The 16156-nt window shown below is 54.9% G+C and carries 13 protein-coding genes and 2 tRNA genes; 5 read left to right on the forward strand and 10 right to left on the reverse strand.

The window, feature by feature from the left end; genetic code table 11:
• Positions 1-36: 36 nt before the first annotated feature.
• The 5 genes from HZA73_10695 to HZA73_10715 all read right to left on the reverse strand — a co-directional run bounded on the left by HZA73_10695 (position 37) and on the right by HZA73_10715 (position 6520).
• Complete coding sequence (locus HZA73_10695) at positions 37-2400, reverse strand: T9SS type A sorting domain-containing protein (protein ID MBI5806492.1); 2364 nt, start codon at positions 2398-2400, stop codon at positions 37-39.
• A 400-nt stretch (positions 2401-2800) separates the two neighbouring features.
• Complete coding sequence (locus HZA73_10700) at positions 2801-3628, reverse strand: MBL fold metallo-hydrolase (protein ID MBI5806493.1); 828 nt, start codon at positions 3626-3628, stop codon at positions 2801-2803.
• Between the two features lie 136 nt (positions 3629-3764).
• Entirely contained in the window at positions 3765-4931 is a 1167-nt protein-coding gene (locus HZA73_10705; protein ID MBI5806494.1) for an HD domain-containing protein, read from the reverse strand.
• Positions 4932-5105: 174 nt separating this feature from the next.
• Positions 5106-5306, reverse strand: coding sequence for a rubredoxin (locus HZA73_10710; GenBank protein MBI5806495.1), 201 nt, complete (start codon positions 5304-5306; stop codon positions 5106-5108).
• 35 nt (positions 5307-5341) lie between these two features.
• Positions 5342-6520 (reverse strand): PD40 domain-containing protein, encoded by a 1179-nt coding sequence (locus tag HZA73_10715; GenBank protein ID MBI5806496.1) that lies wholly within the window; start codon positions 6518-6520, stop codon positions 5342-5344.
• A 153-nt stretch (positions 6521-6673) separates the two neighbouring features.
• Between HZA73_10715 and HZA73_10720 the strand changes: the two genes are divergently transcribed.
• From HZA73_10720 to HZA73_10730, 3 genes are all read left to right on the forward strand, one after another.
• Complete coding sequence (locus tag HZA73_10720) at positions 6674-7402, forward strand: UDP-2,3-diacylglucosamine diphosphatase (GenBank protein ID MBI5806497.1); 729 nt, start codon at positions 6674-6676, stop codon at positions 7400-7402.
• A gap of 43 nt (positions 7403-7445) precedes the next feature.
• On the forward strand, positions 7446-8717 hold the full coding sequence (gene eno / locus HZA73_10725; protein ID MBI5806498.1) for a phosphopyruvate hydratase: 1272 nt from the start codon (positions 7446-7448) through the stop codon (positions 8715-8717).
• 126 nt (positions 8718-8843) lie between these two features.
• Positions 8844-9170 carry a septum formation initiator family protein gene (locus HZA73_10730; protein ID MBI5806499.1) on the forward strand — a complete coding sequence of 109 codons (327 nt, stop codon included), beginning with the start codon at positions 8844-8846 and terminating at the stop codon, positions 9168-9170.
• A gap of 90 nt (positions 9171-9260) precedes the next feature.
• Here HZA73_10730 and HZA73_10735 read toward each other — a convergent pair whose 3' ends face one another.
• Both HZA73_10735 and HZA73_10740 read right to left on the reverse strand, forming a co-directional pair.
• A complete protein-coding gene (locus HZA73_10735; protein ID MBI5806500.1) occupies positions 9261-9497 on the reverse strand; it encodes a hypothetical protein in 237 nt (78 codons plus the stop codon).
• 10 nt (positions 9498-9507) lie between these two features.
• Positions 9508-10341, reverse strand: coding sequence for a HAMP domain-containing protein (locus HZA73_10740; protein ID MBI5806501.1), 834 nt, complete (start codon positions 10339-10341; stop codon positions 9508-9510).
• A 129-nt stretch (positions 10342-10470) separates the two neighbouring features.
• On the opposite strand from HZA73_10740, the gene HZA73_10745 reads away from it, so the two are divergent.
• A tRNA-Met gene (locus HZA73_10745) sits at positions 10471-10547 on the forward strand.
• Positions 10548-10663: 116 nt separating this feature from the next.
• Positions 10664-10740 (forward strand) — tRNA-Met (locus tag HZA73_10750).
• A gap of 152 nt (positions 10741-10892) precedes the next feature.
• On the opposite strand, the gene HZA73_10755 is transcribed toward HZA73_10750, so the two are convergent.
• The 3 genes from HZA73_10755 to HZA73_10765 all read right to left on the reverse strand — a co-directional run bounded on the left by HZA73_10755 (position 10893) and on the right by HZA73_10765 (position 16045).
• Positions 10893-12707 carry a peptidylprolyl isomerase gene (locus HZA73_10755; protein MBI5806502.1) on the reverse strand — a complete coding sequence of 605 codons (1815 nt, stop codon included), beginning with the start codon at positions 12705-12707 and terminating at the stop codon, positions 10893-10895.
• Positions 12708-12874: 167 nt separating this feature from the next.
• Positions 12875-14281, reverse strand: coding sequence for an aminopeptidase (locus HZA73_10760; GenBank protein MBI5806503.1), 1407 nt, complete (start codon positions 14279-14281; stop codon positions 12875-12877).
• A 246-nt stretch (positions 14282-14527) separates the two neighbouring features.
• On the reverse strand, positions 14528-16045 hold the full coding sequence (locus HZA73_10765; protein ID MBI5806504.1) for a hypothetical protein: 1518 nt from the start codon (positions 16043-16045) through the stop codon (positions 14528-14530).
• Between the last annotated feature and the right edge of the window lie 111 nt (positions 16046-16156).

Genomic DNA, 16156 nt, shown 5'->3' on the forward strand with positions numbered 1-16156 from the left:
TATCACCTTCAGATGTTTTGTTTTTTTTGGGGGGGTCTACCTTAACACTATTATCTTTTTTATCGCTTTAAAATCGTTTATTTCCATCCGGCAGATGTAAATTCCGGCGGCAGCTCTTTTGCCAAGATAATCTTTTCCGTCCCATTTTACGGAATAGTACCCGGCCTGCTTAATGGAGTTTTCCAGCACTTTCACCTGCTGCCCTTGAATGTTATAGATTTTCAAGCAGGCCATTCCGGGCCGCGGGATCTGGTAATCTATCCTGGTTGACCCTGTCATCGGATTGGGATGATTCTGACTGAGCGCATACTTTGCCGGAAGTTCGGAGGTTCTGCTGTCTTGTCCGGCACCGGTAGCAGAGTAATATATCCTCGTTTTGGGCGAAAAAAGGCTCCTCTCTTTGCCGTCATCAGCATAGGCCCTCCACCAGTAATTCCCCGGGACCAGCGGGATAGGCACCTGCCAGCTGGTGTCAGCGGCCGAGCTGTCCGTTTCGGCGTATATCTGGGTGAGCAGGGAATCGCTGTATATCTTATAGCCGTAATGAACCGCATCCCCGTCGGGATCGCCGGACCGGCTGACATGCAGAACCGGCAGGGGATCGGCAATCGTCTCATCGCAAGGCTCCAGCGCAGACGGCCGGGCTGGGGCGGCGTTAGCAACATTATAGCCGCTGACCTTGATATCGTCGATATGCCATCCGCTGTAATTGTGCACTGAAATATCTGTATCCATCCTGAATCCCAGCCGGATAGAACCGGAATATCCGGCCAGACTGATCGTTTTCTTGACCCATCCCCCGGAATTTCCGGTGATTTTATCTCCCAACTGCTTCCAGGTCAGGCCGTTATTGGTTGATATCTCCACATAGCCGATATCGTATCCGTTTTCCAAGGAATGGGAATGCCAGAACTCGGTACTTGTAAAGCTGTCCACAGTCATCACCCCAGAGACCAGACGGCAGTTCATGTTATCCAAATAATCCCAGGTCCCCTCGTTCCCGCAATACCAGCTGTGGCTGGGGGAGTTATATGAATTGGCCGTGATGTGCCATAGGTCTCCGTCCCCGGAATGGGTCCAGTTGCCGGTGCCGTTCTCGGTGCTGTCTTCAAACACATAACCATCCGTTTGGTTCCCGAGGCGTACCGCCAGCCCCTCGGAATACAAGTAACTATCGTAATCGGATATAAAAGTCAGGTAAAACTGGGCTTGGTGGCCCGGAGGACAGGCGGCATCAACCTTGAATTCATATTTTTCTATCTGGTTCGATTTTACCTGCCGGGGGGCAAAATCGCCGAAATCGGCGGAGGCCTGGATGATATCTATATAGGCGTCGTCGCTGGATAGGTAGGCCTTTATCTGGCTGGCGGCATAATCCATGGAATGGTTTTTAACGCTGTCGGCAAAGCAGACTGATTCTCCCGGCTCGATTGATCCGTTGCCGTTCTCATCTATCAGTTCCATGCCCCCGGTCTGTCCCACAAAGTAACCGGCGGCCAGCCCGGCCAGCATGCAGGCTCTGATGTTTTCGGCGATCTGCTCCTGTATGATCGCCGTGTCCGGCTGAAAAAAATCCTCACCCACCTCTACGCATACGGGGTAGGCTTTGGGCTTTGTTGACCGTTCCCCGTAATGCCAGTCCTCGGCGCATCCGTTAATTGACTGGGCTGATATCTCCCAGATGACGCCGTAGGTATACCCGTTATAAAGGCTCATTTCCCGGGCCAGGTCATAGAGTTTAAGGGAATCGGGGGTCTGGATGTTTTCATAGTTCCAGGGGATGATGTATTGATTTGCAGCGCTGTGAAAATTCAGGATGCTTTTAAAAAAGCCTTTGTCCTGGGTAAAGTTGACCATGGCCTGCACTTCCGGTTCCGAGGCGGCGTAAGGTCCGCGATAGTCTTCGCGCTCAGTAAGAACGCCTGACCCTTCATCGTCATATCCCCACATGTATGGATAGTTGCGGTTCAGATCCACCCCGAAAGTGCCATCGCCATTGTCCCTTCTGTTCTTTCTCCAAAGTCCGTCGCTTGATGAATCGGCGTTAAAAATATACCCGTCGGGATTTATGATCGGGACGAACCATAACTGCCGGTTATCGACCATGTACCTGGCCGCCGGATCGTTGTTATAGTTCTCGCAAAGGTATCTGGCGAATCCCAAACAGACGCTGCAACCTATGGGCTCCCGGCCATGATGCACGCCCGTAATCAATACCCCGGGGCAACCATTGTCAAGCCCGGGGTCCTTTGACAGACTAAAGGCGGTTATCTTCCGGCTCTGATGGCTGGCTCCTATGGATTCGGGCTGGGAAACCAGGGACGGATAAAGCGCCGCCAGATTGTAGGCCTCGGCCTGGGCCTCTTGGTAAGTGTAGTATGGCCCAAGATCCAGCTTCATTTTTGCATTTTTTAGGTCTTCATAATACTTTGCCGCATCAGATATAATAATCTCTATGGCAATGCCTTTAGAACTTAGCTCGGAGGCAATATCTTTGTCGAGCAAACACACCAGACCCTTGTTGGGATCATACGATATTATATCTAATTCATAATTGCGGCATAAGCGTTTTAATGCTTGGAGGTCGTTTGTTTTAATCAATACCTTTTGCAGGGTTGCATATGCTGGGTTTGAAATAAATTGAAATGAAAATAAAAATAAAAAACATACTGCCATATTAATTTTGAACTTCTTCATTTATGCTCCCTTCAAAATAATTTTATGCCAAATTTATTTTGTGTCACCGGGCTTATACCTGCCAACAGAATAGCCCCGGCCTTAAGGCCGGGGCTATTGTAAATCAGACCTCCAGTTTTTCGCCTTCCCGGGCCCCAAAGATGTGGATCTTGGTGTTGGCCTTCATCTCCCCTATTATCTGCTCCAACTGCCGGTCGCTGCGTTCCGGGTCATGATGGTGGAAGCCCAGCGACTTTACACCGGCGTCCTCGGCCAGCTTGATCACTTCCAGGAAGGTGGAATGCCCCCAGCCCCGGGTCCGTTTCATATCATCCTCGGTGTACTGGGCGTCGTGGATCAGCAGGTCGGCACCGGCGCAGAAATCCACGAACTTTTTGTACTCGGTCTGCGGCTTGTCTATGTTCAGCTCGTTGTCGGTCAAAAAACAGAAGGTCTTTCCCTGGTCGTGGATCTTGACCCCGTAGGTGGGCACCGGGTGGTTGTTGCGAATGATGTCGCAGTGCATCTCGCCCAGGTTAAAGCCCTCGTCGTCGTCCACCACCTGGTAATTGATGTTGGACTGGACCTCCTGCAGCTTGGCCGGAAAGACGTAGCCGTCCATCTGGTCGTAGAGGGTGGAATACAGGCGGCCGAAGCTTTCCTTGGCCCCCAGAAAGCGGATCTTGAAACGGGACATATAGATCGGCAGAAAGAAAGGCAGACCCTGGATGTGGTCCCAGTGGACGTGGGTCACGAAGATCGGAATCTCGGGCACTTCTTTTTCCTTTAAAAGATTCAGTCCCAGCTTGCGGATGCCGGTGCCGCAGTCGATGATCAGCCTTTGGCCCTTGCTGGTGACCACCTCCACGCAGGTGGTGTTGCCGCCGAAATCAACGGTGTCATGCCCCGGCGCCGGGATCGAGCCCCTCACTCCGTAATGGGTGATCTGCATAACTTTGCCTTTAAGGTGTTTCTGGTTCCGTTTGCCGTTTACTTGTCCTGAGCCTACTGTTTACGTGCCCTGAGCCGCCGGGCTGAGCGTGCCGAAGCCCTGTCGAAGGGCTGTTTACTTTTTACAGTTCATTGTATCAGACTTCCTTGTACTTCTCGTAGACCTCCATCACCTGGTCCATTCCCTTGACAAAGGCCTCCGTCACCGCCGGGTCGAAATGTGTGCCGGAGGTCTCGGTGATGATCTGCATGGTCTCAGGCAGGGACATGGCCGGCTTGTAGACCCGCTTGTTGGACAGGGCGTCAAAGACGTCGGCCAGGGCCACTATCCGGCCCTCCAGCGGGATCTCCTGGCCCTTGAACTTGTTGGGGTAGCCTGTGCCGTCCCACTTTTCGTGATGGGTCATGGCCACGGTCTGGGAAAGCTGCAGCATCGGCACCGCCGAGTCCTTGAGTATCTCTGCCCCGATGATGGTGTGGGACTCCATGATCTTCCTCTCCAGCACGTTCAGGTGGCCGGGCTTCAGCAGGATGGCGTCGGGGATGCCCACCTTGCCCACGTCGTGCATGGGACTGGCCAGGCGAATGGCCTCCACCATTTCCTGGGGCAGATCCATCATCTTGGCGATGATGGCGGAATAGTGGCTCATCCGGTGGATGTGGCCTCCGGTCTCCTTGTCCCGGTACTCGGCCGCCAGGCCCAGCCGCATGATGGTGTCCAGATGGGCTTCCTTGATCTCCTTGTTCAACTGGGCGTTCTTGACGGCCACCGCCGCCTGGGAGGCCACCGAGAGCATCAGCTCCTCGGAGTCCTTGTTGAAGGGAATTATCTTCCCGTTTTCGTCCTTGGCGTTGATCAGCTGCAGTACCCCGATCACCCCGCCCTGAGCGTCCTTCATCGGCAGCTGCAGCATGGAGGTGGTGCGGTAACTGACCCTCTGGTCGAACGACCTGTCAAAATGGTATTCGGCCGAATCGGGGATGGCGTAGGCATCCGGGATGTTGACCAAGGTCCCGGTGTTGGCCACATAGCCGGAGAGGGATTTGTTGGAGATGGGCACCGGAAATGGCTTGAACAGCATCTCCTCGGCCTTCTTGCCCTCCCGGGCGGCCAGGGTATCGTTCTGGCTGACCACGAAATTCAGGTGGTCGCCTTCCTTGATGTACAGGCTGCCGGCGTCGCAGTTGGCGAAAGCCCGTGACTCGCTTACGATCAACTCCAGCAGTTTCTCCAGCTCCCGCACCGAGGAAAGGGCGATGCCGATCCTGACCAGTTTATCGAAGGCGCTGCTGCACTGTTCCATATTCTGCCTTATTTGGTGGTTTTTGATCAACCGTCGAGTTAGATCCTGATTTACCTTGTATATAACTTTTTTGACAGGATTTGCAGGATTTTATTTATTGGGGATCTGATCCCGACCCTACCTGAAAAGGTTTGATCCGAGGAATAATGTAAATGCCGTCTGACGGGTCCAAGCTCACAGCATGTTCCGGGGCACAAACTCCTCGTCCTCAAAATCCTCGTCTATCCCTTCAAAGACCTCCTTGCCGGCTCCGCACTCGGGGCAGATCCAGTCCAGGGGCAGATATTCAAAATAGGTTCCCGGCCTGACATCGCCGTCCGGATCCCCCAGGTTGGGATCATAGACATAGCCGCAGATTGAACATCGCCATTCCATTTTTGCCTCCCATTTTTATTGTTGTCGGAATTATTTTATTGCCCCTGGGCCAGGGCCTGGATGATCCGGTCGGCCGGGATCAGCCGGTCCAGATGCAGCAGGTAGACCTCGCGGTCGCCGTCGCGCTGGGAATCGAACAGTATCGTCTTTTGGTCCGGGAAAATGCCGAAAACCATATCCTCGGCCGGATTGACGGTCAGCCGGATATTTTCATCTTCACGGCGGTCGTAAAGGTAGATCTCATCATTACCCTGGCGGGAGGAAGTATACAGCAGATATCTAACATCCGGAGTTAGAATGGTGGGGATCCCGCCCCGGAACGACGGGCATCTGACCGGCCTGGGCTCCCCCCCGGCCAGGGGCCATAATTTCAGTACCTTCTGGTTTTCCTGGGCCTGCTGGTATAACACCTGGCCGGATACGATGTCAAAGAATTCTTTGTCCCCCTTTTCCTGCGGGTCGGGGCGAACCAATTGGGGCCGGGCATTCTTTGCCAGGGACAGCCTCCAAAGCGCCCAAAAGGTGCCGCTGTCGCTTAAAAAATACATCTCGCTTCCATCCGGGGCGAACCGGGGCATCTGCTCATTGAATTTGTTGAAGGTCAGCCTCCGGTCATTTTTAGTCTGCAGGTCAAAAAGATAGATCTCATCATTGCCGTCACGATCGGAAACGTAGGCCAGGCTCTTTCCGTCCGGGCTGAAGGACGGCATAAAATCAAGGCCCTGGTAGTTGGTGATCCGTTTCTGGTTTTGGCCGTCGGCATCCATAACATAAATCTCCGGGTTGCCGTCCCGCTTGCTGGAAAATGCTATCTTACTCCCGTCGGGGGACAGTGCCGGCAGGGCGTCGTTGCCCGGCGAAAATGTCAGCCGGGTCACTTCATAGGGTTCCATTCCCAGATACACCGCCACCCTTTGGCGGAGGAAGGTATCCTGGGCCGCCGTGTAATCCAACCGGCTCAGTATCCCGTACTCCTTGCAGGCCGGTCCGGCCGAATCGGCCAGGCAGTACGCTTTGGCCAGATAGTAATGGCCCCTGGGATCCTTGGGGGAATCCTGCACGGCTTGGGAGAATTGTTCTATGGCCTTGCCCAGATCGCCGATCTCCAGGAACTGCCTTCCTTTGTTGATGGCCGCATTGTGGCCGCAGCTTAAGGCTGTCAGTGCCAGGAACAGGCATGCGGCATGCACTGCAAGTCTTTTTGTTCTGATCATTTTTTATCTGTCTATTTTAAGCATCATCTGGTTAAAAGTCAATAAAAAATTCAGTTGCCTTTTATTTTTGCATGTGATATAGTTTTAAGGTATTTAAGCCTGCAGGTCCCTGCCAAAACTTTAAACAATTTAAGATACCACGACTGCATTTTTATGTCAATACCCTTTTACTTTTTATCTGACGTTCACCTGGGAGCGAGCAGCCCTGAACTGGAACGGTTGAAACTGACAAGGCTGAAGGAGCTTTTTGCCAGGATCAAGGATCAGCCAGGACCCTTATACATATTGGGCGATCTGTTCGATTTCTGGTTTGAATACCGGACTGTGATCCAGTCCGAACATTTTGAAGTATTGTCGGAAATGCTGGAGCTGCGGAAGTCCGGGGTCAGCATCACCCTGCTGGCCGGCAACCACGATTACTGGACCGGGCCTTTCCTGGAAGAACAACTGGGGATAAAGACCGTCAAGGACGACCTGACCATTGAACTGGACGGCCAAAAAGTGCTGCTTTGCCACGGCGACGGACTGGATCAGATGGACTGGGGCTACCGGGCGCTGAAGGCGGTGCTGAGGAATCCCCTCAGCATCCGGGCTTTCAGCCTGATCCATCCCGGCCTGGCCGTCTCCTTTGCCCATTGGTTCTCTAGATTTTCCCGCAACCACCTGACCAAGCATAAATATGTGGACCAGGCGCCGCTGGAGCGCCAAGCCGCCAGGTTTTTTGCCCTGGGCTACCGGGCGGTGGTGTTCGGCCACACCCACCAGCCGGCGTTGAAGGACATGGGGGGCCATGTCTTCCTGAACCTGGGTGATTTCTTTAAGAATTTCACCTATGCCGTTTACCGGGACGGAAAATTCAAACTGGAAAAGGTCATTGACTAGATCAACAAATACTCATTAAAAGATAACTGGAGATAGCGCCACCATGTCAAACATCACCAAACTCTGGGCCCGGCAGATAATAGACTCCCGGGGCAACCCCACCGTGGAGGTGGACTGTCACCTGGCGGACGGAAGTTTTGGCCGGGCCGCGGTGCCGTCGGGGGCTTCCACCGGCCAGCACGAAGCGCTGGAGCTCCGGGACGGCGACCCCAAAATGTTCGTCGGCAAAGGGGTCAAAAAAGCGGTGGACAACGTCAACAAGCTAATCGCCCCGGCTGTGACGGGAATGGACGCCCGGGACCAGGTGAAAATTGACCGGACCATGCTGGAACTGGACGGCACCCCGGCCAAGTCCAAACTGGGGGCCAATGCCGTGCTGGGCGTTTCCCTGGCCGCGGCCCACGCCGCCGCCGCCTGTTCCGGCCTGCTGCTTTACCGTTATCTGGGCGGGGCCAACGCCAAGACCCTGCCGGTGCCGATGATGAATTTCTTGAACGGCGGCAAGCACGCCGGCTGGAACATTGAGATGCAGGAGTTCATGATAGTCCCGGCCGGAGCCAAGACCTTCGGCCAGGCCGTTCAGATGGCCAGCGAGACCTTTGCCGCCCTCACCAAGATCCTGCATAAGAAGGGTTACCCGGTGACGGTGGGCGACGAGGGCGGTTTTGCCCCGCCCCTGAAAGCCAACGAAGAGGCCCTGCAGCTTTTAGTAGAGGCCATTGAGCAGGCTGGATACAAACCGGGCCAGGAAATATTTTTGGCCATGGACCCGGCTTCCACCGAGTTCTTCAAGGACGGATTCTACCAGGTGGGCGGCAAGAAGCTGAGCTCGGCCGAGATGGTGGAGCTCTACGCCTCCTTCGCCTCCAAATACCCCCTGATCTCGCTGGAGGATGGGCTGGCTGAGGACGACTGGGACGGCTGGAAGCTGTTGACCGAGAGGCTGGGCAAAAAGATACAGCTGGTGGGGGACGACCTGTTCGTCACCAATGTCCAACGCTTGCAGCTGGGGCTGGAGCGAGGCGTGGCCAATTCCATTTTGATCAAACTGAACCAGATCGGTTCACTGACCGAGACCCTGGACTGCATCGCCCTGGCCCGCAACCACCATTACACGGCTGTGGTATCACACCGCTCGGGCGAGACCGAGGACACCACCATCGCCCAGGTGGCGGTGGCCACTAATGCCGGACAGATCAAGACCGGCTCCATCTCCCGCAGCGAGCGGGTGGCCAAATACAACCAGCTGATGAGGATCGAAGAGGAACTGGGCGGGTCCGCAGTCTACCCCGGACAGTCCGCTTTTAAACAATAAATTGTACCTGCCGCAAAGGCGCGGAAGCACAAAGTATATCAACACCAGATTATATTTAAGTAATTTTAATCTTCTTGGTATCTTGGTATCTTTGTGTCTTTGTGGCTGAACAGCTACTATCAGTAAATGAACCGTTCGGCAAAAAATAAAAAAATCCGCCATAAGCTGGCGCTGGCTTTGATCATGGGGATCACCGGAGTGGTGGTGGTTTCCTTTGGCCTGGGGAATTACGGCTGGATCAAGACCATCAAAATGCACAAACGGCAGGCCTCGCTTAAAAGACAGATAATGGTCAACCTGGCCCATAACGAGATCCTGAAGCGGGAGATCCGGCTGGTCCAGGAGAACCGGCTGATAATTGAGTCTCTGGTGCGCGAGAACCTGGGAATGGTGAAACCCGGCGAGATCTCCTACCGCTTTTATTCTTCCGACTCCCTGAACCGGAAACGCTGAAATTTCCCGGTGGCCGGGAAATTTTCCTGTGAAGGCAAAAAAGGGCTTTCCCGAAATAATCGGGAAAGCCCTTTTGACAATAGCAGGAGATTAGGCCGCCTGAAGGGTGGAGATCTTCTCCGACAGCTCTTTGGCCTTGTTCTTGTCTATCAACAGCCCGGCCGAGATCATCACCCAGCGCGAAAGATCGGGCAGGTGGTTTTTTTCCAGGTAATCGAAGATCACCCCGTTCATATGGCGCTTGGTCTGGCGGTCCAAAAAGATCTTGGAGGCCGGACCCAGATAGGGGGTGGTGGTCTCTAAAACTTTTTGCGCTAATGGTGTCACTGGCGTCACCTTACTTCTCGCTTTCGTTTGGGTTTTCGTCCTGGTTCATCATGATCTTAAGACTGGCCTCCATCCGGGAGAATGATTCCGCCAGATCGCCGATCTCGTCTTTGCGTTTGACGTCAAGATTGATGTTCATGTTGCCCATGCTGATTTGGTTGGCTGTCTGGTTGAGCTTGTTGATGTCCCGGATGATGGTCTGGGAGAAAAGCAGCACGATGACCCCGGCCAGGATGATGGCGATCCCTATCAGATAATAAATGGAATTTTGGATGACCTTTAAACGGGCGACCACATCCTTGCTGTCCATGTCTATGCCCACCAGGCCTGCCGGATTGCCCAATGAATCCCGGATCGGGGAATACCCGGAAAGCACCACCCCCCACTGGTCGGTCGTCATCTCATAATCGGCGCTGGTCTTCTCAAATCCTTCCAGCAGCTGGGGAAACTGCAGGCCTTCCTCATAGAACTGGCCGATCCTGACGGTGTCTTCGCCGGTGCCGTAATCTGCGTCCACCACAAATTCCGGCCCCTGCTGGGTCCGGCGCATGGTATAGATGTATTTGATGCCCGGATTGTTCCCCTGTACGGCGCGCAATTGCTCCAGGATCTTCCGGAACTCCGGCGTGTTCTCGTCCCCCGGTTTAAGCCCGGCATGGACATTGCCGTCGATGACCGCCGACACTGCCGCCGCCGTGGACATCAGCTCGTTCCGGAGCTGGTCCTTGAGGGCCTTCTTGGTGGCCCTGAAGGTATAGAAGAAAACCATCCCGGAAATGACGACTATCAGCAATACAAAACTCAAGGTCAGCTTGGTCTGAAGGCTGTGAAAGATTTTGGACATAGGTCTCCTGCGGTTGATATGTACCGTAATTATAAATTACCTACCCCCCGGCTGTCAAGCCCCAGATAGAATTACCTTGACATTAGGCCCCAAAGTTTGGTATCATTGGATTTTATAGTGGAAATACGTCGCGGGGTGGAGCAGCCTGGTAGCTCGTTGGGCTCATAACCCAAAGGTCAGAGGTTCAAATCCTCTCCCCGCTACCATTACATTGGGCCTTAGGGACGAGGCCATCGGCCCAAGCAGACATACTTGGGCTTTTACTTTGGATAGACCACAAGAACCAAAAGCTGAAAAGCGTGACCCCGGTTCTTGATCAAGTGGCGGCTTAGCTCAGTTGGTTAGAGCAGCGGAATCATAATCCGCGTGTCCGGGGTTCAAATCCCTGAGCCGCTACCAGAACATCTTCAAGCCAGACGAAAGTCTGGCTTTTTTGTTTTTGAGTTTGTATGGCCACAAAAAACCGCCCCGCAAAATTGTCCGCCATAATCCCGCCAAAACGGGACGAAGAAGGACAGCGGGGCGGTTTTTTATTTGGCAGATACCGGAGGCTAGATCCCCGAAACCCGGTAATCCTTGATCTTCAGCCCGCTCTGGAAATAGTTGTACCACTGCTGCATGGCCTGGCGCTGTTTGGTCTGCAGCAGCTGCTGGGAGATCTGGGGGGCCTGCTGGCTGAGCAGGGCCTGGTCGGGCATGATGTGCTTTTCCACCCGGATCAGATATACCCCGTATTCGGTGGCCACCGGGATGCCGACTATCCCCAGAGGCTGGTTGAAGGCCGCTCCGGAGAATTCGTTGCGGGAGCCCACACCCGGCACCATGTCATCGCGGGTGATCAGGGCGGTGGTGTCGAACCTGGCCCCGGCGGCGGCGGCGGCCTGCGGCATGGTCTGCCCGGCATCGATGGAAGATTTTATCTGCTGGGCCAGGGCCTTGGCCTGGTCCATGGCCCGTTCTCTGATGATGGTCATCTTAATGCGCTGTTCCACGTCGGCCAGGGGCTGGATGCCCTCCTTGCGTTTCTCCAGCACCCGGACCACTACCAGCGCTCCTTCGTTCTCCATCACCTGGCTCACCGATCCGGCCTTTTCGTCAAAGGCAAAGTTGAGGGCCTCGGGGAAGGAGCCCAGTCCCGGAATGTAGGAACCCCGGGGCAGAAAGCCGGTGGGTGTGGCCTGCAATCCTTCGGCCTGGGCCGCCTTTTCAAAATCCTCAGTTTTGGCCCTTTCCGCCAAGGCCTCGGCCTTGGTGCGCAGCTGGGACAGGGTCTCCTCGCCCGGTTGCTTGCGCAGCAGGATGTGGCGGGCCCTTACCTTGAGCTTTCCGGCTTCGGTCTTTCTTTCCTCCACCTTGACTATGTGCCAGCCAAAACTGCTCTGGAATGGCTTTGAGATCTGCCTGGGCGAAAGTTTGAAGGCCACCTCGGCAAAAGCCGGGTCCATGGTCTCCTTCTCGAAGAATCCCAGATCGCCGCCGTTGACGGCCGAGCCCGGATCCTCGGAGTATTCCATGGCCAGGGTGTCAAAGTTGGCGCCGGGTCTCGCCGCTTGGGCATAAATGTCGTCTATCTTCAGTTTAAGCTCGGCCAGGTCCTTTTCGGCGGGCTCCTTGATCAAAGCCACGAAGGAGATCTTCACCCGCTCCGGAGCCTTGAAATCGTCCTGATGCGACTTGTAATAGGCCGCTATCTCGGCGGCGGCCACTTCCTGCTGGGCGTTGAAGAACCTGCCCGGATCAACAGCAATGAAGCTGGCCTTGACCTTTTCATTCTGGTCCTGGAAGGCTTTGATGATCTCCTGATCGGTCACCCGCACCCCGGCCAGCACCTGCAGGTTCAGCTTCTGCTGGGGCAGCTGTTCCCGCAGCTGATTCTCGTAATTGACCAGCCAGGCCAGGTTCTGGGGGTTGGAGATTATTGACTGGTATTTTTGCATGTCGAACTGGCCGTTGGTCATAAGCTGGGGATCCTGCATCAGCTCGTTGGGAGGCCGGTTCTTGATGATGCCAACGATCTCCTCGTCATATACCCTGATCCCGTACTGGCGGTAGGCCCGCTGCAGGACCATCGAGCCCAGCAGCGACTGCCAGGCCTCCTGCTCCAGCTGGCGGAAGGTGGCCTCGTCGGGATCGGCTCCGAACCGGCTGCGGTACTGCTCCCGGCTTTGGCTCAGGGCCTGCTGGTACTGGCGGGTGGAGATCTCCTGCCCGCCCACTTCGCCGATTATGCCCCGGGCCAGCTTGTCCTGCCTTTTTCCCAGGCTGCCGCCGGTGCCCATGATGACATAGACGAATCCCACCACGAAGGTGACCACCACTACCCACATGATAGCCTTCATTTTGCGGCGCATCATTTGCATGACCATAACGATTTTTCTCCCTGCTGCTTATTTGTACTTGGATTTTTTGTAAAAGTTAGAGGTCAGGGACGGCCGGTTTGTTTTGACCCTGACCTTTAATTATAGCTTAAATGGAAAGGGGATTCAAGGGAATTTTAGTCTATGGCTGTCTGCCGGTCGCAAAGGCAAACAGGTCAGCCGTTGACCAGAAACGCCTTGTACCCCAGATACGAAGCATGCAGGTCGGCCACCGAGACCAGCTCGAACGGAGAGTGCATGGATAACAGCCCCGGGCCGCAGTCCAGCACGTTCATTCCGTACTTGGCCAGGTACTTGGCCACCGTTCCGCCGCCGCCCTCGTCCACCTTGCCCAGCACCGCCGCCTGCCAGGGCACCCCGGCCTGGTTGAATACTTTGCGGACATGGCCCACGAACTCGGCGTTGGCGTCGCTGGCCCCGCCCTTGCCGCCGTGGCCGGTGTACTTGGTGATGGCTATCCCAAAGCCGGCCCGGCAGGCGTTGGACATCTCGTGCACCCCCTTGAAGTTCGGCTCCACCGCCGCGCTGACGTCGCCCGACAGGCAATGGCTGTTGGCCAGGCACTTGCGCAGGCTGCTTTCGGAGTACTTCGGTTCGGCCAGGGCCATCAGGTCGCCCAGGAAATTGACGATGAAATTGGACTGCATCCCCGTGTTGCCCTCGGAGCCTATCTCCTCCTTGTCCACGCAGATGGCCACCGCGGTCCGCTCCGGGACTTTTACGTCGAAGATGGCCCGGACCGAGGTATAGGAGCAGATCTTGTCGTCCTGGCCGTAGCCGCCCAGAAAGCTCTTGTCGAAGCCCACAAAGCGGGCCGGGGTCAGCGGCACGGCTTCCAGCTCGGCGCTGACGAAATCCTCTTCCTCCATCTTGTACAGCTTGTGCAGGTGCTCCATCACCGCGGCCTTGACCCTCTGCTTGACGTCCTGGTCGGCCACCGGGATCCCGCCGCAGATCAAGAGCATCTCCTCGCCCTTGATTACCTCGCCGGCCTTGCGCTCGGACTGATCCTTCTTGTTGAGGTGGGGCAGAATGTCGGGGATCACCAGACAGGGATCGTCCGGATCCTTTCCCAGGGCGATGTCCACGTAAGTGCCGTCCCGGCGGACCACCCGGCCGAACAGCCCCAGCGGTACGTTGACCCACTGGTATTTCTTGACCCCGCCGTAATAGTGGGTCCGCAGCAGGGCCATCTGCAGCTCCTCGTCCTGATAGAGCGGGTTCTGCTTCAGGTCCACCCGGGGGGCGTCCAGGTGCGAGGCGATCAAGTTGGCGCCTTGCTCCAGGGGCTTTTTGCCCAGCACCGCCAGCACTATGTTCTTGCTATGATTGAGGGCGTAGACCCGGGCCCCGGCCTGCCATTTTTTCTGCTTTTCCAGCGGAACGAAACCGTGCTTTTGGGCCAGCCTGGTCAGGAAATCCACCGCCATCCTTTCGGTGCGGCCCTCGTCCAGAAATACCGAGTAATCCTTGGCCAGGGCAAAGAAATTCTTCTTGTCGCTTTCCTTGGCTGTCTCCCAGATCGACTTAGGGTTCATTAAAAGCTTGTGCTCTTTGGCCATGATGGTTCCTTAATTTTTATATTTTAAAAGTATTAATGTACAAAGTAGTAAAGTAGTAAAGTAGTAAAGCCTGATATATTGTTGGTTCAGAAGCTATAGAACATGGTTTTCTTTGGAACTCATCCCCTCTGTCCCCTTCTCTTGGATAAATTAGGACTATCTTAGAGTAAGAGAAGGGGAAGCGAAGGGGTTGAGTTTAGGTTTACGGCTATCCCTATTCTCCCCCGGCAGAGGAAGAACAATCTTTCATTTTTGGGTTGTTTTGCCCCGCCCCAATTCCTCGCGCATCAGCTCGGCCCAGGAGGTGGCTGGATATTTGATGACCCCTTCCTCCCAGCACTTTATGGCTTCCTTGGGAACGGATAACTTATCCCTTAACAGCAGGCCCCTTTGGTAGCAGGCTTCGGCCGCCAGCAAGGAATCTTGGGATGTGCTGAACAGCCTGCCCCAGTACTCGGCCGCTTTTTTGTGGTCCCCTTCGCTTAAAGACATCCCGGCCAGACCGTAAAGGGACAGGTCGGACAATTGTCCCGAGGTGTCGCTTTGGATCACCTTTTTATATGACGTTTCCGCCTGGGGATACCTGAACTGGTTCTGATATTTGAACCCCTTGGCCCATTCCTGTAAAAGATTTATTTTATCAGTTTTATGGTCACTAATCAAGAGTAATCGTGACAGGGCGTCGTTGACCACATCGTTATCCGAACCCAGCAAGGATGCCTGCCGGTAGAATGCCAGAGCGCCATCAAAGTCACAGTTCATCAGGGACTGCTCCCCGGAATGGAACAGGGCCGGTTGGCGTACATTTACGGGTTTGGCGGAATCGCTGAGCGCAGAGTAAATTGCCTTGGCGCTGTCGGGCAGGTCCAGGGCGATGAAGCAGCGGGCCTTTAGGAACTGGCCTTCGGTTTTCAGGGAATCGGACCAGGTTCTTTGCTTGCTTTTGACGATCTCCAGCGCTTCATCAGGCTTATGGCTTTGCTCTAGCAACAGCCGGGACAGCTCCAGCCCGGCCCGGCCGTCATTCATACTGCGGTAGACCTGTTCGGCCTTATCGGTTTGGCCGTTCTCTGCCAGCAATCCGGCCAGACGGTGTTGCCAGTAATTCTTGTCCGGGGGTTCTTGGGAGATGTATTCAGTTACGATATCAATGGCCAGGTTAGAGGAAAGGCCGGGGGCATTCAAAAGCCGCCGCAGGATCGTTCCCGAGACATTTTTGTCTTTGATCTTTTTACAGTGATCCCAGGCCTGCTTAAGATCGGAGCCTTTAAGATAAAGACCGGCCAATAGAGCCTGCCAGTCGTCGCTCTTGGACTCACCGGCATCCTCCAGCAGTTTGGCGGTGGGCAGGAAGCCGAACACCGGGGCGATCTCCTCTATCTTAAGCCGGGCAATATCGGGCAGGGTTTCAAAAGTTACGGCCCATTCGGGCAAGGCCTGGGGGTAGCTTAATTGGGCCGAGTAGATCTCGGCCAGCTCCCGGGCAAAGGCCTTTTTGTCTTTTAAAGTTTTGCGGCTCCAAAGATAGAGCTTCAAATGCTCGTCCTTGGCCCCGCTGTTCTGTAATATTGTGGCCGCCTGCCGGAAGATGTTTTGGTCCTTGACCGGGTTCAAGGCTGTCTGGTATTTTTCCAGCGCGGTGGAATGCTGGCCGGATTTGGCCAATGCCGCGGCCTCCTGCCACAGCTTTTGGTCAGGCTTTTGGGCCTGAATTGAAGCGGCGGAGAAAAACAAAAGTAATATTAATGGTATTTTGGGGAACATGATTCTATCGTGTAATTGCTTAAATAAAAGGTGGACTGATTTGTCTGCCTGGCACGGAAGCTTTCTCGCAGTGACACCCTCTGTACCCAGTTTATTGTTCCTCTGTGTCTC

The sequence above is a fragment of the candidate division TA06 bacterium genome, assembly GCA_016235665.1.
Classification (GTDB): domain Bacteria; phylum Edwardsbacteria; class AC1; order AC1; family EtOH8; genus UBA5202.